The organism is Rhodanobacter soli (genome assembly GCF_039523495.1).
Taxonomy (GTDB): Bacteria; Pseudomonadota; Gammaproteobacteria; order Xanthomonadales; family Rhodanobacteraceae; genus Rhodanobacter; species Rhodanobacter soli.
In genome coordinates this window covers 2,749,099-2,769,926 of record NZ_BAAAFK010000001.1, presented here as the reverse complement: position 1 = coordinate 2,769,926, position 20,828 = coordinate 2,749,099, and the positions used below count along the sequence as shown (strand labels likewise).

General features: G+C 61.8%; 13 protein-coding genes and 1 tRNA gene. 4 read left to right on the top strand and 10 right to left on the bottom strand.

Annotated elements, in window-relative coordinates; all coding sequences use genetic code 11:
* Nucleotides 1-85 precede the first annotated feature (85 nt).
* Nucleotides 86-1,294 (bottom strand): VanZ family protein, encoded by a 1,209-nt coding sequence (locus tag ABD024_RS12700; protein WP_343853218.1) that lies wholly within the window; start codon nucleotides 1,292-1,294, stop codon nucleotides 86-88.
* 160 nt (nucleotides 1,295-1,454) lie between these two features.
* The gene (locus ABD024_RS12695) at nucleotides 1,455-4,271 is read right to left on the bottom strand and encodes a PKD domain-containing protein (RefSeq protein ID WP_343853216.1); all 2,817 of its coding nucleotides are present in this window, start codon (nucleotides 4,269-4,271) and stop codon (nucleotides 1,455-1,457) included.
* Nucleotides 4,272-5,139: 868 nt separating this feature from the next.
* Here ABD024_RS12695 and ABD024_RS12690 point away from each other — a divergent pair.
* Both ABD024_RS12690 and ABD024_RS12685 read left to right on the top strand, forming a co-directional pair.
* On the top strand, nucleotides 5,140-5,829 hold the full coding sequence (locus tag ABD024_RS12690; protein ID WP_343853214.1) for a phosphatidylserine decarboxylase: 690 nt from the start codon (nucleotides 5,140-5,142) through the stop codon (nucleotides 5,827-5,829).
* Nucleotides 5,826-6,029, top strand: coding sequence for a hypothetical protein (locus tag ABD024_RS12685; protein WP_343853212.1), 204 nt, complete (start codon nucleotides 5,826-5,828; stop codon nucleotides 6,027-6,029). The genes ABD024_RS12690 and ABD024_RS12685 overlap by 4 nt, the downstream gene beginning before the upstream one ends.
* Before the next feature lie 27 nt (nucleotides 6,030-6,056).
* Here ABD024_RS12685 and prsT read toward each other — a convergent pair whose 3' ends face one another.
* The 7 genes from prsT to ABD024_RS12650 form a co-directional block, all read right to left on the bottom strand.
* Nucleotides 6,057-8,864 carry an XrtA/PEP-CTERM system TPR-repeat protein PrsT gene (gene prsT / locus ABD024_RS12680; protein WP_343853210.1) on the bottom strand — a complete coding sequence of 936 codons (2,808 nt, stop codon included), beginning with the start codon at nucleotides 8,862-8,864 and terminating at the stop codon, nucleotides 6,057-6,059.
* Nucleotides 8,865-8,901: 37 nt separating this feature from the next.
* Nucleotides 8,902-10,263, bottom strand: coding sequence for a PEP-CTERM-box response regulator transcription factor (gene prsR / locus ABD024_RS12675; protein WP_343853208.1), 1,362 nt, complete (start codon nucleotides 10,261-10,263; stop codon nucleotides 8,902-8,904).
* Nucleotides 10,260-12,341, bottom strand: coding sequence for an XrtA/PEP-CTERM system histidine kinase PrsK (prsK, locus tag ABD024_RS12670; protein ID WP_343853206.1), 2,082 nt, complete (start codon nucleotides 12,339-12,341; stop codon nucleotides 10,260-10,262). Before prsK ends, prsR begins: the two co-directional genes overlap by 4 nt.
* 39 nt (nucleotides 12,342-12,380) lie before the next feature.
* Nucleotides 12,381-13,577 carry a non-hydrolyzing UDP-N-acetylglucosamine 2-epimerase gene (wecB, locus tag ABD024_RS12665; RefSeq protein ID WP_343853204.1) on the bottom strand — a complete coding sequence of 399 codons (1,197 nt, stop codon included), beginning with the start codon at nucleotides 13,575-13,577 and terminating at the stop codon, nucleotides 12,381-12,383.
* A gap of 580 nt (nucleotides 13,578-14,157) precedes the next feature.
* Nucleotides 14,158-15,042 carry a ThiF family adenylyltransferase gene (locus ABD024_RS12660; RefSeq protein ID WP_343853202.1) on the bottom strand — a complete coding sequence of 295 codons (885 nt, stop codon included), beginning with the start codon at nucleotides 15,040-15,042 and terminating at the stop codon, nucleotides 14,158-14,160.
* Between the two features lie 182 nt (nucleotides 15,043-15,224).
* The gene (locus tag ABD024_RS12655) at nucleotides 15,225-16,031 is read right to left on the bottom strand and encodes a PEP-CTERM sorting domain-containing protein (protein ID WP_343853200.1); all 807 of its coding nucleotides are present in this window, start codon (nucleotides 16,029-16,031) and stop codon (nucleotides 15,225-15,227) included.
* 643 nt (nucleotides 16,032-16,674) lie between these two features.
* Nucleotides 16,675-17,808, bottom strand: a complete 1,134-nt coding sequence (locus tag ABD024_RS12650) for a nitroreductase family protein (RefSeq protein ID WP_343853198.1) — start codon at nucleotides 17,806-17,808, stop codon at nucleotides 16,675-16,677.
* 414 nt (nucleotides 17,809-18,222) lie between these two features.
* Between ABD024_RS12650 and ABD024_RS12645 the strand changes: the two genes are divergently transcribed.
* Together ABD024_RS12645 and ABD024_RS12640 are read left to right on the top strand one after the other, a co-directional pair.
* The gene (locus ABD024_RS12645; RefSeq protein WP_343853196.1) at nucleotides 18,223-19,041 is read left to right on the top strand and encodes an N-acyl amino acid synthase FeeM domain-containing protein; all 819 of its coding nucleotides are present in this window, start codon (nucleotides 18,223-18,225) and stop codon (nucleotides 19,039-19,041) included.
* 791 nt (nucleotides 19,042-19,832) lie between these two features.
* Nucleotides 19,833-20,531, top strand: coding sequence for a PEP-CTERM sorting domain-containing protein (locus ABD024_RS12640; RefSeq protein WP_343853194.1), 699 nt, complete (start codon nucleotides 19,833-19,835; stop codon nucleotides 20,529-20,531).
* A gap of 200 nt (nucleotides 20,532-20,731) precedes the next feature.
* On the opposite strand, the gene ABD024_RS12635 is transcribed toward ABD024_RS12640, so the two are convergent.
* A tRNA-Phe gene (locus ABD024_RS12635) sits at nucleotides 20,732-20,807 on the bottom strand.
* Nucleotides 20,808-20,828: the final 21 nt, after the last annotated feature.

Genomic DNA, 20,828 nt, shown 5'->3' with positions numbered 1-20,828 from the left:
GGTCACCGGATGGAGATTCCGTGATCTCGCGTCTGTTGGCCGCAGCCATCTCCCGGGCATTCGCGAAAACCAAGCCCAATGTCATTCAGGCTTGCTCCCGACATGGTGACTTTCCGGCATAAGCCGCAGCGACGGCCCACGCTGCCGTGCCCGTCAATACCGCCGTGACATCGGGATAGCGGCCGGGTATCCAGAGCTGTATCCATTCGACTGCAAACAAAAGCAGCACGACCGCCGGCAGCAAATACCACAGCGATCGCATTCCCAGGCGAAGGCAGAGGCAGGCCAGTGCGAGTGGTGGCCAGACTGCGTCCACGAGGTTGACCAGGCCATTGACGGGTTGCGCCAGCTGGGCGTGCAACGGTATCCAGTTGAATGCGTGAAGCACGGTGTTGGGCGCGCCGGGATGCAACCCTTCCGCCACGATGTAGACGGGGATCAACAGTGCGGCACCAACCAGCGCACGTTGTCGGCCGCTGGCCCACAGCACCACGCCGAATGCCACGCCCACGCAGGTGCCGGCAAGGGCCTCCGGCGACAGTTGTCGTCCGGCGACCAGTACTTTCAAAGGCAACACCGCAAGCAAGCAGGCGGCTGCGGCGCCACCCCGATTGCAGATACGCAGCGCGCTGGCACCGGTTATCGTCAGCGCAGCCGTGGCTGCGGCATAGACGGCGCCGCGCCAGAGGTCCACTGGTCGCGCGCCCTGCAGCATGTGCCACAGCGGTTGCAACCCGGCCTTCAAGTCGCTTACATCGAGTGAAGGTACGAACGGGATCAGTTGCGCACACCCCCACGCAGCCAGTGCCGCCATGCCCAACCGGGCGACACGATCACCCGGCAGTCGCCATGCCAGATTGCGGAGCCACCCGCCGTCCAGCCAGTGCGTCATTGCGGCGGCGGTGGCAAGCACGGCACCAACGCCAGCACCAAAAACATTCGTTGCAACGTCCAGCCAAGACGCTACGCGTCCCGGCAGAAACGCTTGCAATATTTCCACGCCGAGACTGAGCAACAGGGCCGCCAACAGGATCACCGGGATCGCACGCAAACGCCGGCCCAAAGCGGACAGAAATCCAAGCGGCATATACAGGAAGACGTTCGCCAATACGTCCGCGGCCGACACATGATCGAGCGCGGCGGCGCTGAGCAGTCGGTGGAAGTTGCCCGGTGTCCGCCAGCCCGTGAACGGGTACAACGAGCCGTAGATGACCAGGCATACGCAGGTACCCAGCAGCCTCCGGCGAAGGTGTTTCGATCGCGCCCTTGCGGCGCCGCAGGTTTCGGTCGACATCAAGTGGGATCATGCCACCGGGCGGCGCGCCGGCGCCATCGCGACACTTGCAAACGAGTAGTCGCGAGGGCTGGGTTGGTCGTGCCGCCTTTGGCGGCACTATTGCCAGTGCTGAGTCGACGAACTGACGGCGTCGTTGCTGGGGGCGGCTACTCCAAGGTCACAGTGCGCCGCTGTTTTTGGTGGTCGTCACGGTGGCTTTGTAATCTACCGACTTGCCATCCGCACCCCATACGATCAGCCGAATCGGATAAGTACCCGCATAGCGGTACGTAACGGTTTGGTTGCCGAGCGTATTTGACGTTCCGCCATTACCCCACTGCCACTGCTCTTTCACTGCACCCACCGATTGATCGGTGATCGAGGCAGTTGCGCCATTCACAACGAACTTGAACGATGCCGAGACGACCCCGCTTGCCGCGGGCGGAGGCGGCGGAGGCGGCGGAGGTGTTGAGCCCGCGTCTGCCGTCGTAGTCACCGTGCTCTTGTAATCCGTCGTTTTGCCGTCCGCGCCCCATACAATCAGCCGAATCGGATAAGTACCCGCATATCGGTACGTAACGGTTTGGTTGCCGACCGTATTTGACGTTCCGCCATTACCCCACTGCCACTGCTCTTTCACTGCACCCACCGATTGATCGGTGATCGAGACGGTCGCGCCGTTCACAACAAACTTGAACAACGCCGACAGAGACTGTCCCGTCGTGGGTGGCGGTGTATCCGTGGGAGGGGGTGCGGGATCGGTCGGCGGAGGCGTGGTTGGCGGTGGTGTACCCACGCTACCGCCCGGAGCCGACCGCGGGATGACGGCGAAGTTGGGGTAGTTGTTGTAGGCGGTCGTGCCGGTGGGTTTCACGCTGCGCGACTCAAAAAGATTCCATGCCTCGTGCGCATTGGGCACGGAACTATCGGCTGCGGCGGCCAAGCCGACCTGCAGATTGGCCGGATAGCCCGTTGCCGAGGTCGGATACCCATGCATCTTGCCGGCTTGCCACGATTGCTTCTCCAGCGTTCCCATGGCGGTCACCATGGCCGGCGAATTGCAGGCCAGCCCGACCAGACTCGGGAACGTCGCCGCATACATGGCACTGTACGAAGGCAGGTAGGTCTTTCCCGTGGGCTCGGTAACTACAAGCGTGTAGGCGGAGGCTTCCAGCCAGCAATAGCCCTGGGTGGGATTGGCCTGCCAGTCCGTCATCAAGCCGATCTCGAACTTCGCCAACCAGTCGCGCAGCTCCGCGGCTCCCGCAAAACCCAGCTCCGCCGCGTGGCCCGCCGACCAAGTGAAGAAGTTGTGCATCCACGGCGCCATCGCGTTCCTGGTGCCACCGTTCGCGCTGTAGCTGTGGCCACTATCCATCAGTCCCAGTGAATTGGCGTTCGGATTGTTGACGTATTTCCGACCCCAGTCCGCGAGCGAGTTATTGACATTCGCATTGAACTCGGCCTTGAGCGGGTAGCCATCAGGCAACAACCACGCCGCGTCGGCCATTTGGCGCAGCACCCAGGCCTTGCCACGCACCTGGCTGTAGCTGTCGTCAATCAGCCCTTGCGAGTAACCACGGTAAACGGGATTCGGCGTAAGCGCGTTGATCGAGGCCGCAAACGCCAGTTCGGACATGTAGTAGTACGAGCCCGTCACCATGTATGGCACGTATGATTGCGCCGGCTGGTGCGCGTTGTCCCATTGCGCTGGGTTCCCGGTTCTGTAATAGGCCTCGGTACATCCCGTGACCACGGCGTTGTTTGTGCAGTTCGGCAATAGGTCGCGCCGATAGGCGGCAATCTTGGCTTGGTTGTCGGCAGATCCAGTCATCGCTTGCTTTGCGACGCCATTTGCATAGGTCCAGGCCGCGGTGGTGACGTAGGGGTGCTTCTGGATGCTGAGCGGCCAGCCGGTCGCCTGGTCTCGGTAATGGATGCCATAGGCGCCGAGCGCATCCGTGTTGGCCAGCATCCAGTTGTAGGCCCGCACATCCGGGTCGACGATGTACACGCTGGTCCAGCGCGGCAACGGACCGATCGCTGCCTGTGCGCCGGTCATGTGCATCTTCTGGGTCTGATCACAGTGATCCAGGGGCGCGCAGGTCTGGCGCAAGCTGGCCAGGAACTTCTCGTCCGGCTTCAACGGCATGTAGCGCGACACCGCCTTGCTGTCCTGGATATATCCGGTGTTCTGCTGCAAGTAGACTTGCGGCTCGGTGTGGTTCCACCACAACACCTTGTGCCAACGCGTGTAGGCGTACTGGGTAAGTGCCGGAGTGGAGTAAATCTCGTTTCCGGAAGTCAGGGTCGCGGTGTATTGCGGCTGCGCCTGCGGCATGTAGGCCGAGGTGTTTTCCACGATGACGTCGGTTTGTACCTGGCGTACGGTGCCACGCGAGCCGTCCGCGTAGGCTCGCACTGCGAAGTAGATTCTCAAGTTCGGGTTGGTCGTGCCATCCGCCGCCGTCACGGGGCCGTTGACGATCCACTCGCTGGCCTGCGGGCCGGAAAGCCACTGGTTGCATTGGGTGCCCCACGGCTTGCACGCATTCGCGTTGTTGGCCGTCTGCAGCAGTGCGCGGGCATTGGCGGTGTACTTGCGACCGCCGATGTTGAGCGACACGTTGGTGTCGTAGCTTGTCGCAAGCAACTGCGACAAGCTGACGGGCTGATCAAGTCCCGTCGCCGTTGGCGCCGGTCCGGTAGACAGCGTCAAGGGTAAATTGGCATTGCCTGACAGCGAGGGAACCATCGCTGTCAGCACTGCGTGGCGCAAGCTGCCGTCGGGATGGGTGGCCTTGCCATCCACCTGCAGGGCGACCGGCTGGCCATTGAGGGTGGCGGTAACCGTCTCGCCCCGGGGTATGTCGCCGGCCTTGAAGATCTGGCCGAAGGTGACGGGGACATTGGTCTGCGCTTGCGTGGCCGTGCTGATCACGTGGTTTGTCACCACCGTTCCCGCTCTTGCCGTCACTGCACCGAGCAGCAACACGCAGCCTGCGCACCCACTCAACATCTTTGCAGCGGCTTGACCAAGCCAGTTTCCTTGTCTGAACCGTCCCGATTGCTCGCTTATATGCATTAGTTTTTGTGATCCTGCTGTCTTGTGATGCCGCATCATGATGTCCGGAGGGGCTGGTCGCATGAGTCAGGCTGTCTCGACAAATGCGGCTTTTTGCTGACGATGTAGTTGCTCCCGCGATGTTGCCGGCCAAGCCCAGACGCCGTTGCTGGTTGGATCAGCCCCATGCATACCTGCGTGGCAGTCCAGTCTTTGGACTTCACGGCTCCTCCGTGACCCGCCACGCTGGCGCGTAATTCGCTACGCTTTGAGGGCGCGCAACGTACCCGTCAGAGCCCGCTCCTGTTCGCGAAAGCGGTCTGAAGTGGAAACGCGGTGTTACCGTTGATCAGTTAGCGGGCTGCTCTATGAATCATCAGTGATGATAGAGTGAAGAAATCCCGGGAGCGTGAACCAGTTCACGCAACGCACTATTGCGCCTGATTTTTTTCCGGCTTTCGCGCCAGAACGAGGGGTGGCGCTGGGAGCGTGAACACCTGCGCCTGCAGAATCTGGTTCAGCATCGTCTCGCCAGCTTCGCCAACCCTTCTGACTGCCCCGGCGAGCCTGGCGGCAGTCCGCACCTGCGCTAACCTCATACCCAGCCGTCGCTTTGTCTCCCCGGATCGCGATCGTGTCGCAATGTCACTTTACCGAAGCGAAGCGGTGGCTTCCTCCCACCAGTGTTTGCGGTAGTTGACGGATTCGATGCACATCTGAACGGGGGGTCGATCTTGAGTATTCGTTGTGTTACACGGTTTGTCGCCAGCAAGAAGTCAGACACGATGTCCCATCCCAAATGACGATACTTGATCTGCAAATCGTGATCTTGTGCCTGATGGCCGCAGCCATCGTGCTCTGGGCGCTTTATTTCCCTTATCCATCACCGCTGATACGGCGCTGGCTTCCACCGCGCAAACGCTGGCCGGAAACGCAAATCCGCACGTGGCTGAAGCAGGGGGGATTTCAGCGTGCATTTCTGCGCCATTTTTACAGTGACCCGGAGCGTATCGCACCTTCCGGCAGCAGCATGCTGGCCCCGGCAGATGGGCTGGTGACCAGTGCGGAGATACACGGAGGAGTGCGCTATCTGGTGATTGCGCTCAGTTTCTGGGACATGCATGTGCAGCGCAGCCCGGTGTCCGGAAGGGTGCTCAGCGTGGAATCGCACGGCGACGGCTTCATGGACGGAGAGGGAAGGGAGTTCGCTTTTCTGCGGGAGAAATCCTGTCCGGTGCAAAAACGCCTGGTGATTGCGACCGATGCCGGGCAAGTCGCCGTGCGCCTGATTACCAGCCTGGCGGCACGGCGTATCGAGACCTGGGTCCGGGCGGGCGAGGAGATCGCGCGCGGCCAGCGGATCGGCCGGATCCTGCTGGGCAGCACCGTGGTACTCGAGCTGCCGGCCGCCGTGAACCTGCTGGTGCGTACGGGTGATCGCGTCTGGGCCGGCGAAACTGCTGTTGCAGAAGGCGCTACCTCCCCATGAACGACTTCTTGTGGTCGTCCGGTCATCTGGGCTGGGGCACTTTTGCGCTTGCCGTTTTCACCGGCCTATGGTGGTTGCTGAGCGATCTGTACTGGCGTCTGCAAGGCGTCCGGATCGGTCGGCTTTTGGTTACGTTGACCGCCGGTTGGGTCATCGGGGTTGGGCTGATTCTTCTGGGCTTTTATATTGGAAGTCGGTAAGAGCGCGAAACCGCCGATGGCTTCCACCTACTTGGCGGTCACGCCGGTCAACTCTCGATACAGTTTTTCCGCGGCTGGCTTGCCCTGAAAATCGGCGCCAGATTTTTGTAGCGCCGCGAGCGTGCTTCGCGCGCCGACATGGTCGCCGGTACGCGCCTGGGCCACGGCCAGGTGATATTGAATCGCCGGTGCCTTGGGTGCCGCCTTGGCTGCTTGCAGCAGGATCGGCAGTGCGGCCTTGGGCTGGTTATGCGCGATCAGCGCCCAGGCATAGGTGTCCGCAATGCCCGGCGATTCAGACGCCAGTTTATAGGCCCGCTCCGCCAGTGCCAGCGCCTTGGGATTGTTTTGCTCCGTGTAAATCCAGGCGAGGTTGTTGAGTGCGTCGATGTTGGACGGATACGTCTTCAACACCTGCTCGTACTGGCCGGCAGCCAGCGCGTTCTGCGTATGCTTCAGGTAGTAGTCGGCCAACAGCAGGTGGGTGGGGGCATCGTCCGGATGTTTGGCCAACCAGTTGCGCAGTACGTCCTCCGGAGCGTTGGCCCCGCTTTCGTTCAGCGCCAGGAAGCTCTTGACCACCAGCGGCCGGTCGTATTGGAGCTTCAATCCCTGCTGGTAGGCTTGGGCGGCTTCGCGATAAGACTTGTTCGCCATGTGCAGATCGCCCTCCAGCGTGAACCCCGCTGCCTTGGTGGCGGGTTGCTTCTGCAGCATTTGCGCGAGCGCAATGGCGCCTGGCAGATCGTGCTCCTGCGACTTCAGGAATGCCCGCAGCACCACTGCCGTCACTTGACTCGGGTCGGCCTTGATCACCGCGTCGAGATTGCTTTCGGCGGCCTTCGTATCTTTGCCGACGATCTGCGCGCGCGCCAGATTGGTGCGGTACAAGGGCACCTGTGGCGCGATATTCACGGCTTGCTGCAGCGGTTTCAACGCTTCGCCGTGACGGCCGGCATTGAGTTCCGCCGCCCCGAGGGCGTTAAGCGCAGCCGGGTTGTCGGGGTTGGCAGCCACCAGTTGTTTGGCCGTGCTCACGGCTTCGTCGAATTTGCCGCTTTCGCCGTACAGCACCACCAGTGCGATATACGCGCCGGTGGACTTCGGTGCCGCGTCGATGGCCTGCTTGAATCGCTTGGCAGCTTCCGCCCTGTCACCCTGCAGCACGGCGAGCTGACCGAGCGCGGTCATCGCCGCCGCGTTGCGCGGGTCCTTTTTCAACACTGTTGCGTAGCTGCTGGCAGCAGCCTCGTGATGGCCTTCCAGTGAATCCAGGCCGCCAAGGCTCAGGAGCGCGGCAAGATTTTCCGGGTCCAGTTTCAGGGCCTCGGAGTACTGGGCGCGTGCTTCGGGGTACTGACCGGCGGCGACCAGCGCGGTCCCGTACAGCAGGTGCGCGGCGCTGTTGCGCGGGTTGCTGGACGCATATGCGGCGGCGACCTTGACTGCCTCGGCCGGGCGCTGCTCGCCCACATAGGTCATGACCAGCAGGCTGTTGCGGCGCGCCTCGGTGGAGGCATTGCCCGCGGGAATCTCCCCCAGCAGGCGGAGCGCTTCCGCTTCATTTCCGCCGGCAAGCGCGTTGCCGGCGCGTGCAAACTGGGTGTCGATTGGATTGCCTGCACTGGTTGCGGTGGCTACCGCCCCTGGTGAACCGGCACCCGCGGTGGCGGCTCTCTGCAACAGCGCCAGCAGCTCGGTGTCGGACGGTGTGCCCGGCGTAGCCGGTCGAAGTGTATCCAGCGCCTGGCGCGAGCGCCCTTCGCGGTAGAGCGTGAGCGCCAGCAACTTGCGGACATCGACATTTTTCTGATCCATGCCCATGGCATTGCTGAGGTACATTTCCGCTTGGCTGTAGTTGCCTTGTGCGTAGTTGACTGCGCCCATGAGCAGTTGCGCCCGGGCGTTATCCGGTGACACCTGGAGCACCTGCTGAAGCTCGGAAATTGCAGCGTCCAGATGTCCCTGCTTGTACAGCACCATGGCGTGCAGATAGTGCAGATACGGATGCTGCGGCGACATTTTTTCCAGCGTCTGGATGGTGGCCAGCGCCTTGTCGAACTGGTTTTGCTGCGCCTGCGCGTTGGCCAGCCGGGTCAACGCATAGAAGCGCTCTTGCGGCAACCAGTCAGGGTTCTTGAAGCCCATCACCTTCTGGTAATCCGCTTCGGCGCCGGCGAAATCGGCGCTGTCGAACGCCAGATCACCCTTCGCGACCCAGGCCTGCGGATTGTCCGGTGCGGCGGCCAATGCCTGTTGCACATAGTTGCGGGCGGAATCCGGATCGTTGGCGGTGGCCGCCAGCTGGGCCAGTCCCACCAGCGCGCCCGGGTTCTTCGGGTCCGCTGGCAACACGGCCGTGTACGCTTGCCGAGCCTGATCGAACTGCTTGAGCCCGCGATAGGCGTCACCCCGCAGCACAGCTACACGTGCCTTGACCTTGGACTCGTAGGGCTTGTCGGGAGTCAGGGTTGCAAGCAACTTGTCGTATTGTTGTGTCGCCAGCAGCGCCCGTCCCATGGGTACCGCCCAACGTTCTATCGGCACCCCGTTCGCCTCGGCGCTTTGCAGTTCGCTCAGGGCGTCCTTTGGATTGCCGAGCATCAGCGAGGCTTGCCCGAGCAGCAGCCAGGCCTCGCCGTTCTTGCTGTCGCGCTGCAGGACCTTCTTGGCCTCGATGTAGGCCGCGCGATACTCTCCGTTGGCCTGGTATTTGATGCCGGCATCGACGCTGCCATGTCTACTGGTGAGGCCGCAGCCGCTCAGCAATAAGGTGGCGCATAACAACGCCAAGCCGTAATGAACGATTCGCGTGTTCAACTTGATCAAGCGCATGTCTTTACCCTCAGTTCGCCACGCGCCACGCGCGGGGTCAATCTGTATCGGTAGGCTTTTTCAAGCCATGCTTGTCCAGAAGATCATAGAGCGTCGGACGGCTGATCCCGAGCAAGCCCGCGACATTCGAGAGATTGCCACCGGCTTGGGTCAGGGCCCGCTGGATCGCGCGTTTTTCAGCGTCGTTTCGTACTTTGCGCAAGTCCAGAATATCATTGCCGGCCGCACCAAGGTGCAACTCCTCCAGCTCGATCTGCTTCCCGTCCGCCATGATGACTGCGCTGTTGACGGCGTTCTCCAACTCGCGCACATTGCCGCGCCACGGACACGCCTCGATGGCCTTGAGCGCCTTGGCAGTAAAACCATGGACTGCACGGCCGTGGCGGCTGGCCGCCCGCTCGAGAAAATGCCGTGCCAGGGGCACTATGTCACCGGCACGTTCACGCAGCGGCGGAAGCCGGATGGTCACTTCGCTGACGCGGTAAAACAAGTCCTCGCGGAAGCGCCCTGCACTGATCAGCGCCGGCAGGTCCTGATGCGTCGCGCAGATGATGCGCACATCCACCGGAATCAGTTCGCGTCCACCGATGCGCTCGACCACCCGCTCCTCTAAAAACCGCAGCAGCTTGGCCTGTAGCGCAAACGGCATGTCGCCAATCTCGTCAAGCAGCAGGGTGCCGTTGACCGCCAGTTCGATCTTGCCCTTGGTCTGCTTGTGCGCACCGGTGTAGGCGCCTTTTTCGTGGCCAAACAGCTCGGCTTCCAGCAGGGTTTCAGGAATGGCAGCGCAGTTGATTGCCACGAATGGCCCGTCGCACCGCGTGCTCAGGCGGTGCACCGCACGCGCGAACACCTCCTTGCCGGTGCCGGTCTCGCCGAGCAGCAGGACGGTGGCGTTGGAAGGGCTGACCTTCTCTATCAGCCGGTAGGCATCGAGCATGGCTTCACTGCTGCCAATGATGCCTTCGAGCACCGTGGTCGACTGGCTTCTGAGCTTGCGGTTCTCGGCCTCCAGTTCATGCACCCGGAATGCGCGATCCACGATCAGGCGCAGGACTTCCAACTCCAGAGGCTTGGAGCAGAAATCGTAGGCGCCGTAACCGATGGACTTGACCGCGTTGTCACGGTCGCCATTGCCGGTGACCACGACGATCTTGGTGTGCGGTGCGTCCTGCAGGATATCCGCGATCGTGGCGAAGCCTTCGGCGGTGCCGGTGGCGTCCGGGGGCAAGCCCAGATCCTGCAGCACCACCGCCGGCTCATGGCGGCGCAGCAGGGCGAGCGCGGTCGGCCGATCACCGGCCATGACCACGTCGTAATCCTCGAAGCTCCAGCGCAGCTGGCGCTGCAGGCCGACATCGTCCTCGACGATCAACAGGCAGCGTTGCTTCTGACTCATGGCGCGGTCCGCGGCTTGTCAGCCACCATGGCAGCCCCGGCGGGCTCGACCAGCGGCAATTGAATCGTGAATACGCTGCCTTGGCCCGGGGTGCTGTTCACACGCATCGTTCCGCCCAACGAACGCACGTACGCGCGAGCCTGATAGGCGCCGATGCCCATGCCCTTGCTGGCCTTGGTGGTGAAAAATGGCTTGAACAGCCGATTGCGGATGAAATCCTCATCCATGCCTGCTCCATCGTCCTCGATTTCAATGGTGGCGTGTCCGGATTCGCGCTTGACTCTCAGCATGACATGACCGTGGGCCTGCGCTGCATCCTGGGCGTTGCGGATCACGTGCCCGAGCACCGTGGCCAGCTGTTCGGTATCTGTCTGCACCCACAGGTCGTCCGTAACCGGCAGGTACTCCGGTCGCGGCGACTGCGCGCGGCACTCGTCGAGCGCCTTGTCGAGCACCGCCGCCAGCGACACGCGACCGTGTTTGGCCGGTGCCACATCGCCGCGCAATTGCTCGAGCAGACGCGAGATGCGCTGCACTGAATTTGCCACGGTCGCGAGCATGTCGTCCACGAACGCCGGATTGTGCTTGTGGCGTTCGGCGTTCTGCAGCAGCAACGATTGCTGGGCTGCGAGGTTCTTGAGGTCGTGCATCAGGAACGCGGTGAGCCGGTTGAAGCCTTCAAACTGGCGCGCCTCGGCAAGGCGCCGGGCATCGGCCGCCTGCGCCATGATGCCGGCCACCTGACTACCGGCTGCCCGGAGCAAATCAATGTCCTCCCAGTCGAACGCGCGGCGCGCGCGCGCTTGCGCCAGTACCACGAAGCCGACGAGCCGGTCTTCCAGCACCAGTGGCACCAGCAGCCAGGCGCGCGGCAGGTCAGTCAATTCGGCCGGCGCCCGCAGTTGTTCGTCGCCCAGCGGCGGCGGTTCGCTCAAGTCATAAATCCACCGGCGCGTGCGCATGAGCCCGAACGCCGGCACGCCGGCCGGAAGCCTCAGGCCGGCTGGCGTCGGCATGTTCCAGCGCGCTTCCGGCACGAATTCGTCGGCGTCGCCGCGCATGAACAGCGCGCCGGCCGGGCTGTCCATGATCTGCGCGATCGCGCGCACCGCGCGCTGCGACAACTCCATATCGCTGGCAGACAGCGTAGCGGTCAGCCGCAGCCATTCCTCGCGATAGTCGTGGCGGAAACTGAAGAAGTTCTTGTGCAGGAACACCCGCAGACGCGAGCGCGCCTGACCGGAGAATGCGATCAGCAGCACCAGCAGCAGCGCGAAGCAGACGAGCGTGATTTCCGCCACCCGGCCCCAGTCGCCGCCATACAGGCGCACGTAATAACCGCCGATCGCCGTGGCGATGATATAAAGCGCGACCACCAGCAGGCTCGTGGAATAGAACACCGCGCGTCGCGACACACCCACATCCAGCGACCACTGCGGGTTGCGCGCCGCCGCCACCAGCAACAGCGGCACCAGCAAGGCATCGATGAAGCCGCGCGCCGCCCACGCGCTGGCGTTGAACTGCCGGTAGAGCACCGCGTAGGAATACAGGAAGATGTCGTAGGCGAACAGCAGGCCGAGCGCGATCACCAGAAACTTGAGCGCCCAGCGTTGTTCCCGTTGCACGTTGCGGTAGATCTGTTCGAGAAACACCACACCAGTGAGGGCGAGCAGCAGCGTGCCGACCAGCGGCACGTTGGTGCTGAACGGCAACCAGGTCGGTTGCGGGAAACCCGTCACCGGCCCCAGGCAGTAGAGTGCGAGCGCGACCCAGAGTGCGTGCGCAACGAGGTGCAAACCGCGGAGCAGGCCGGACATCGGCCACGCGCTGAACAGGGCGCTCACGAAAACGATCCAGGCGCCGTAGCGCAGAACCTCGGCCAGCAGTATCCAGTTGACCGCCACCGTACGCTGCCACTCGGCGTAAGCCAGAAACACGCCCCACAGGACCGAGACCATCGTGGCCAGGATCAGCAGGGCACCGGTGCGTTGACCGCGCCAACTGACGCCAAGCAGCGCCGTACCGGCGAGGAACGCCGCGGCGGCGGTCAAGTAACTGGCGATGATGATGACGTGCATATCTGGACGATTCCTGACGTGCAACGCGGTTGTCTGCGCTCAACCGGGCATCTGCCCGCTCCCGGGTTCAGGCATTGCCCAGCGTACGCTGGTTGGCGGTGCGGGAACCGCCGTCGCTTCGGCAACGCGTGGCGGTACGCTCAGCAGGCGACGGCGAATGTCGGCCGCAACGCGTGCCGCGGTATGTCCGTCCCAAAGTTGGGGCTTGCGACCATGCGGCCAGCGACCGGCGAGAATCTCGTCCACCGCTGGCACCAGCTCGGTGGCAGTCACCAAACGGTTGGTGCCTTCCGTGATCGTGATTGGCCGCTCGGTCGTGGTGCGCAATGTCAGGCAGGGTATGCCGAGATAGGTGGTTTCTTCCTGGATACCACCCGAATCCGTGATGGTCAGGTGCGCACCGCACACCAGGTTCATGAAGTCCACGTAACCGAGCGGCTCGATCACTTGCAGATTGGGGGCGTCGGCCAGTCTCGCCCACAGGCCGAAGGCTTCCAGGTTTTTGCGGGTGCGTGGGTGCACCGGAAACACCAGCGGCAATCTGACCGCCATGCGGGTCAGTTGATTGACCAGCGCCGTGAGCGGCGCGGGTGCGTCCACGTTGGAGGGACGGTGCAGGGTCACCACCGCGTATGGGCGATTCTCCAGCCCGAGTCGGCGCCGTTCGCCACCGGCATCGATGCGCTCGCGCATGAGTTCGTAGGAATCGATCATGATGTTGCCGACGCGGGTGATCTTTTCCGGCGGCACGCCTTCGGCGGCAAGGTTCTCGTCCGCGTCCGGCGATGGCGTCCACAGGATGTCCGCCAGCGTGTCGGTCACCAGCCGGTTGATTTCCTCGGGCATCCGGCGGTCGCCGCTGCGCAACCCGGCCTCCAGGTGCGCGACCGGGATGTTCAGCTTCGCGCCGACCAGCGCGCAGGCCACCGTTGAATTGACATCCCCGACCACCACGACCAGGTCCGGTGGATCCGCAGTGCAGGCCTCTTCGTAGGCGAGCATCACATTGGCGGTTTGTTTCGCGTGACTGCCGCTGCCCACGCCCAGGTGCAGATCTGGCGGCGGCAACTTCAGGTCACGAAAAAAAGCCTCCGACATGTTCTGGTCGTAATGCTGGCCGGTGTGCACCACCCGCGAGCGGCACCATGGCTGCTCATGCAACTCATGGAACAGCGGCGCGACCTTCATGAAGTTGGGCCGCGCGGCCGCGATCAAATCAATCCTGAGCCGCTGCATGACGAGACACCCCTCGGTTCCCAAGGTGGGCTGAGTGTAGCAAGACGTTACGTGCATTCCGGCGTGGCCCCGCGAGAGTTTAGCGCTGTCATTACGGGATTTTGCCGCCTTCACGGTACGAGAACCCGACATTCATGTCGCTGCTGGCGCATAGGGAAAAACCGGCTTGTTTTTGGTATTTGCGTGCTTTCGGCCCTCAATCCATCGCAACTTCGCAGGCTGGTAGGACGAGTCAATAGTGGTGATCCCCTTTCGTCGGTCTGTGCGGAGAACCCCAAAATGTGATCCGCCAATTGGCGAGTCACTTCAATCAAACCGACATGCCAGGCGCCGCGGGTTCCGGACCCGACTCTGTCACGCACATGGGTGCATTACTCGGCGCTTTGTTCAGGAGCGACGGGTTATCGGGTCCGGACACTCCGAGGAGGCCGGCAATATCTTGAAGCTGGCAAGCGTTACGGGTGCGGCGAAGCACACGAGTCGGGCATGAGGAGCTACCGCTGCAACCCCGGATCCGTCGGCCGGTAGAGGCACCCTCCACCAGGTTCTCTTCTTCGCCCCCCTTGTCTGTGCATACAGCTTAGTGGCGCATGAAGCGGCGGCGCGCCACGGCCAGAAGCAGTCGTTGTAGCGGGTTGTCGTTGCCCCCCGGTCGCCACGTGCGTGCGAGCTTGTTGCGGTAGGCATCGAAGTGCAGGCCATGAGGTGCCGCGAGCACCTTGCCCCTGCCAAGCAGGATCTTCAATGCCTGGGTACCGGCTATCCCTGCGCAGATTTCACATGCCATGGGCGTCGATGGTCCCCGATGGTTGACCAAGTCCACCGCAGACGGGTCGACCAGATAGCCTTGATGCAGTACCGCAGGTGCCAACCCCACCATGAAGCGCAGCAACTGCTCGTCGGTCGTTCTCCCTTCCAACCGGAAATACTCTTCAAATGTCATCTGACCTGGCAAGAACGCCAGCACCGCGGCGCCCATGCCCAATGGCGCCGCAGTGATCGCCGGGATGCCGTGCCCGGCACACATGGCAAACAGCTTGGCGCGGATATCGAGCACAAAAAAATCCAGTCCGTCGACGTACAGATCCACCCCCGACAGGAACTGCTCCATGTTGTCGACGGTGACGCCGCCGGGGAACTTGTTGATGTCCAGATCCGGATTAATGTCCCGCGCCATCCGGGATACCACGTCAACCTTGGGCTGACCCACGGTCGACAGGAACGCCCCAGCCTGGCGGTTGAAATTTTCCGTGCCGAATCGGTCGAGATCCGCGAGGTTGAACGACTGGATGCCGAGTCGGGTCAAGGTCAGCAGATGGCTGCCGCCAACACCGCCGAGCCCAGCGATCGCCACGCGCCTGGAACGAAGCTTCGCCTGCTCGGCCTTGGTGATCCAGCCGATCGTCCGGCTGAATGCCGTGGCGTAGTCGAACGGCCCAGTCTGGACCTGTGCTTCAGTCATCATGAGACGCCCACCTTCGGCTTATCGCGTCAGCACTTGGCGTGTCAGCACCGTGGCACCCGGTTGCATACCTGTACATGTCACCATCGCACCTGAGGCCGAGCGACTCAACGAAAACGGTGCATAAAAGTGGCGCCGCTTCGGGAAGCGGCGCCACTGTTCATCAAACCACGCCAACTGACTGCTTAGGCGCGCTCGTCAATCTCTTTGCGGCGCCGCCAGATCGCGAGGCCCAGCGCACCCAAGCCAAGGCCCAGCATACCGAGCGTGCCCGGCTCGGGGACCGTGGCGGTCAATTCACCGGTACCGGTGATCGGGTAGTGGCAGACATTCGCCGGGTTGGGCGAAATCGACGTACACCCCCTGGCCGGTTTGGTCAGGAACGACGAATTCAGGTTGAGGTCCGCAAAACCGCCCAGTCCGTCGTTGACGTTGTTGAAGTCGAGAAAAGTCCACGCCGGGCCCGCGGTTGCATCCACCAGACCGAAGCCATTGGAGCCGTTCGTTGGATCGGCGACGGTGCCTTGGATGCTTGCAAAAAGCTGCCCTATGTCATCCGTAAAGGTGGCGCTCTTGCTCGTATGGCCGGCCAGGGTGACCCACGGCGTACTAGTATTCACCGAGGCTGGATTGGTAGCGTTGAAGCTGCCTGCAGCCTGAGTGTAGAACTGGAAGCTTCCAGTATTGAATACTACTTCGTTGCCGTTGATGCTCTGCACCTTGTAGGTGAACGTGAACGTGAGGTCGCAGCTCGAGCAGAAGCTGTTGTTGCCGTCGATCGAGCCGATCTGCCCGTAGCCGATCAGCACGTCATTGACATTCGAAACCTGCGTTTCGCGGAGATTGAACGAATCGATGGTCAGGTAGAACGGGTCGCTAGTATCCCAGTGGACGCCGTTCACATTCACGGGCGTCGACAGCGCCGATCCACTCCACGCACCCAGCGCCAGTGCGCATGCGAGTGCGACTCCGATGCTTTTCTTCTTCAACATGATTTTTTCCTCCATCGAGAACCAACCCAGACAATCGCAACGGCAGTGGCGCCCGATTGACGTTGCCCTGCAGGTTTCTCAAAAGCAACAGACATGCCATGCATATAACATGCTGTTTTATATGTTATTTTTCATGCAAGGCAATCGGATTCACTCAGTATTTGTAAGACATTCCGGCGCCACGCCGCGCCGGCCATGCGCAAGGCCGCTGTGTTTCAACCGGATCTTTCCGCCACGTGCCGCCGGCGTCCGCTCCCTCATCATTGATTTAACTTGTTGAATTAAAACGTTTTTCATCAAGAAGCCGGCCCTTGGCCGCCGACAGCGGAACCAGTTGCTCGGCTATTCCACCGAGTGTTCGCACAACCCCGAGCATGGATGTAACGATTTGTTTCATATGCGGTTTGTCCAAAGGAATCGACCGCAATCCGCGTTTGTAAAGGATTTCGACACAGGGTGGAAATCACATGCCTTTCGCCCTCGCGGCCTGAAACCGCCAGGGCGAAGGAAGGGGCGGCCGACGTGCTTCTGTTTCGATGCTCCATTGCCGGGTGCCTGCGGCAGGCCGCAGCGGATGGGCGCAGAGCTAAGGTCATGCAGTGCCTGAAGGCGATCGCGCACAAACGCGTATCGCGTGGCCTTATTATGGGGAAGCGCCGAAACTTGCGGGCGCTCGTCGCCCACTGCGAGCGCGCAGTGCGGACCGCGCATAGCCAAACCGCAAAAACACCAGCCCATACCCCGGCGCACACAGGTCGTGCATGGCCGAGCCCAGACGCGAGAGCGGCTGCTGAAAGGCCGGCTCGACGGGTACGAACCCCAGGCTGAGAACTCCCGCCGCCGCATACGGCTGGACCGACAGCCCGTTGAGGGTGGCCTCAAGCCACACGCGCTGCAACGCGCGGCCACCGGCGAGTACATCGGATCGCGCCGTGGACGGAATGACGAGCAGACAGAGTCCTGGCGACAGTCGAATTGGCAACCAGGCGGAGCGCCACCCCAGAACCGAAGCCGCGCCCAGTCGATTAAGCATGGTCATTACCGCAGGACGACGCATCGCCTGAAACACCGGGCGCAACGGTGGCTCCACGGCGAGCGTCGCCGGAGCCAAGCCTTCCTCGCAGGCGGTGTGCCAGCCAGTGGCAAAGCGGATACTCGAAAACAGTTCCGCGTGCAGAGTGGGGCTCCTGAAACGCAGCGTCTCGGCCTGCCTGATGACGCCTAGTGCGGCTTTTCTCTCACGCGGTGCCTGTGGCCAATAAAGCCGCTGCCCGGGAATCTCCCGGGCTTGGGCATCCAGGCGTGCCTGCGTAGCGGTGGTGATCGGGCCCCTCCAGGGGAAGCTGCGGTCGGTGTGGCGCTGCTCGATGGCACCAGCCAGCGGCTCGACCTGATCGCACTCGGGATCGCGGCGCCAACGGATGCGGGCGACCCACAGTTCGTCTTCGTGGCGCGGGAATGTTTGCAGGTCCGCCACATAACCGAGCGACCGGGCGTGGATGATCATGTTTTCCAGGCACGCACCAGCGGCCAGGTCGCTGAGGACATATCGGGTATCGGATACGCCGCCGCTACGGCCCGCATCGATTCGAAGGTCCAGGTCGTCGCCGCTCCATGCAAACCGCCACGGCTGCGAATTATCCGCCGAGGGCGCAGCGATGCCTGCGCACAGAATGCCTGCTTTCGTATGCCGATCCACGGTCCGCGTCCGCCTCTGGATTGGAGCCGATTCCAGCCGGTTACGCTTGCCTGTGTGCCCGGCAATCAGCTCGCCCATGCGGCACTATACGCGGGGATAAAGGCCTGCACCGAAACACGTCCTTTCAAGAACCGGAAGTCAGGGTGCGAGGCCTGCTGGCGGCTGTCTGCTGCCCGCCATGAGCGCGCTGCGCGCGGCATAGCGTATCGATGCGGCGTGCGACTCGAAACGGGACACGATCACAGCGTTTCTGAACGCTTCATGCGTATGGCGACGCCGCTCACACAATCACTGCGTGCAGCGTTGTAGACTCACGCCGGAACGCGCGCGCTACGTTGTGTTGCACGTCGCGTGGTGATGAAACATCACATTGCAGCACCGACAGACCCCCTTTTGTCTGACGTGGCAAAGTCGGGGCCAACCCCATGTGGTCAGGAGGACAGCATGCCTTGAAGCAACATGTCCTAGATCGGCGGTTGAAGCATGAATTTAATGAGATCGGTAGAAGTACCCGAGACAGTCATCGACATTGCGGCGGCGCGTCTCAGTCGTTCGGCGGTACGCGACAGCGAACCGCCTTGTTTCTGCGCGACCAGCCTTGAACAGGTGGAATCGGCTTGGCGGTTGGTATACGAGCGCTACTCCGAAATAGGGCTGATTGAGGAAAACCCGTTTGGCATGCATGCCGTTCCCTCTGCCGTGGGGCAGCATGCATGCGTGATATGGGGACCGGAAGGACCGGAAGTCGGTTATACGATGACACTATTCCGCGACAATCCCATGGGGCTCGCGCTGGATAGCGTATATGCGGGATATCTGGACGAACTGCGACGAAAGGGGCGCCGCCTGCTTGAGGTGGGGATGCTGGCAGATCGTCGCCGGGGTGCGTCACGTGGCATCAGGGCCCTGTTCGGCATGATGCGCTGGGCCATACACTACGGACTGCACACCGGTTTGACCGATATCGTTATCGGTGTGCATCCGCGGCATGCCCAGTTCTACGTACGTTGCTACGGCTTCGAGCAATTCGCGCCGCCGGCAAGCTACCCGATGGTGCGAAACAATCCGGTGGTGCCCTTGCGCCTTCGTCTGCTCGAGGGACTGGCGAAAGACGAATTGCCACGAGGGCTCGCTGAGGCGCGCGACAACCCACTACCCGGCAGTAAGTTCTCGCATCGCTTCACGTTTGAGCCCGAGCAACTGCGCGGCTCCCTGATAGCGGACTTTTTGAAAGCCCGCTATGGCATTGATCCGTGCCGGATAGCCGGCCCCGGCGGCCTGGCCGGCCGCGGTCTCGCCTGCTCAGCCTAGGCTTTTCCGACAGACCCTATCAGGCCAAACGTCCTTCCGGCGCGTTGGTGTACGGGTGAGTTGAGGAAGGTGGCGTACCGGTTTGGAATGGGCTTGCTTGAAGAGCTCAACCAACCGCAGGGTACGCGGCGGATTCAACTATGAAGTGCATCCGGTAGCCCGATCGTTTTCGCGGTCGTCGAATAAGCTTGTTCTCAATCGTCTGGATCGCGGCGTCAGCGTAAACGCTCAGATCGCCTTTCTTGGGTAGGACTGCCATATCGCCCGTTGGAGGTTTCGTTGGTCCTGCGCTGCCAAAGCGGGATTCAGGAAGTGGGTAATGGTGCGCATGACTACTGTGGCCGCCCCGCCGCTGGGCGCACGGCGCATCCGCAGCAAGCCGGAGCAGGGGTGACGCCCCGCCTGCCGACCACCCTTGATCCGTGATATCGACACCTTGCTGCCATGCAACGGGGCCACGCCCTTGGCCCACCCGTCCGGACGCGATCTTTGGCGACGACGCAAATCAACCCGTGAAACGGTTCGTCCGTCAGCCCCGGGGCAACGTGAAAACAATCTGGGTCCTGGTCAGGTCCGAACTTCAATGTCGGAAGATTTTACAAAATTGCAGCATATTATTGATCGGAGACAGGAACAAATATAATTAAATCAGTAACTTGTAAATTTGGCTCGAAATGTGCATCGGAACTGCTTGCAAAATGTGCTTGCTGGCAACGAGGGACGCCAGGAGTTTGAAAGGCCCTGGCTGCTTGGTGCCGGATGGTGACAAGTCTCAACGGAGGTCAAACACCGTGAAAAGAATCCTGATTCTGACGAGTATTACCCTGGCCGCACTAACCCTGCTGCCCTTGCAGGTCGCCGCGACCCCCATCTCGACCACCATCGATCTAAACATCGTTTTTGCTGGCAGTACGCCGGATGGCAGTGCGCCTTGGCTCAGAGCTCAATTCACCTCCTCCGTGGGTTCGAATACGGGAACGCTGTTGCTGTCCTCCCTTATGACCGGGCCGGATTTTGAACAGGGGTTGAGCAGTATAAAATCCACCGTCGGCTGGGCCTTCTATCTCAATCAGGCGCTCTCTCCCTCTGGGATCATATGCACCGCAGGTACTTGCGCGGGCAACGGCGCGTTATACAGCGCGAGCGGTTTCAATACGGGTCCGGTGCCGGGTACGTTCAACCTTGCCTTCGGCTGGTCGCCCAGTGGCCGATTCATGGCCGGCGATACAGCAACCTATGATCTGACGTTCTTGAGCCCGCTGACGGGTAATCCGTTTGTGGAGAACGACAGCAACTGGTCATCGGTGGCACACGTCCAGAACATTGCCGGTAGCTGCAGCGGCTGGATTGTGTCGGGAGATGGAACCGGTGCCGATGGCAGCGGGCCCTGCACTAACGTGACGGTGCCGGAGCCTGGCAAGCTGGGCATGTTCGGCCTCGGTCTGTTGTTTGCCGGACTGTTCCTGGGTTTGCGCCGGCGTTACAACTGAGGGCTCTTGGAGGCTTTCGATTTTCCCAAAAAACAATCCCCGTAAAGGGGATTGTTTTTTGGGCCGTCCTGGACAACCAGATCTGTCGAAGATGGCCCGTGGCCATACTTGTTCTTGCTGCGCGGGATGAAATACGTGCAGATTCGGTGCAACCCACGAAAAAGCCCACTTGAGAAAGTGGGCTTTTTCGTGGCTGTAAATGGTGGCCGGGGACGGAATCGAACCGCCGACACGGGGATTTTCAATCCCCTGCTCTACCAACTGAGCTACCCGGCCGGGAACCTGGCAATCAGGGAC

Excerpts from the sequence above, each read along its gene's own strand:
- ABD024_RS12700 (WP_343853218.1), bottom strand. The coding sequence starts at position 1,294 with ATGTCGACCGAAACCTGCGGCGCCGCAAGGGCGCGATCGAAACACCTT.
- ABD024_RS12690 (WP_343853214.1), top strand. The coding sequence starts at position 5,140 with ATGACGATACTTGATCTGCAAATCGTGATCTTGTGCCTGATGGCCGCA.
- ABD024_RS12685 (WP_343853212.1), top strand. The coding sequence starts at position 5,826 with ATGAACGACTTCTTGTGGTCGTCCGGTCATCTGGGCTGGGGCACTTTT.
- prsT (WP_343853210.1), bottom strand. The coding sequence starts at position 8,864 with ATGCGCTTGATCAAGTTGAACACGCGAATCGTTCATTACGGCTTGGCG.
- prsR (WP_343853208.1), bottom strand. The coding sequence starts at position 10,263 with ATGAGTCAGAAGCAACGCTGCCTGTTGATCGTCGAGGACGATGTCGGC.
- prsK (WP_343853206.1), bottom strand. The coding sequence starts at position 12,341 with ATGCACGTCATCATCATCGCCAGTTACTTGACCGCCGCCGCGGCGTTC.
- wecB (WP_343853204.1), bottom strand. The coding sequence starts at position 13,577 with ATGCAGCGGCTCAGGATTGATTTGATCGCGGCCGCGCGGCCCAACTTC.
- ABD024_RS12660 (WP_343853202.1), bottom strand. The coding sequence starts at position 15,042 with ATGATGACTGAAGCACAGGTCCAGACTGGGCCGTTCGACTACGCCACG.
- ABD024_RS12655 (WP_343853200.1), bottom strand. The coding sequence starts at position 16,031 with ATGTTGAAGAAGAAAAGCATCGGAGTCGCACTCGCATGCGCACTGGCG.
- ABD024_RS12650 (WP_343853198.1), bottom strand. The coding sequence starts at position 17,808 with ATGGGCGAGCTGATTGCCGGGCACACAGGCAAGCGTAACCGGCTGGAA.
- ABD024_RS12645 (WP_343853196.1), top strand. The coding sequence starts at position 18,223 with ATGAGATCGGTAGAAGTACCCGAGACAGTCATCGACATTGCGGCGGCG.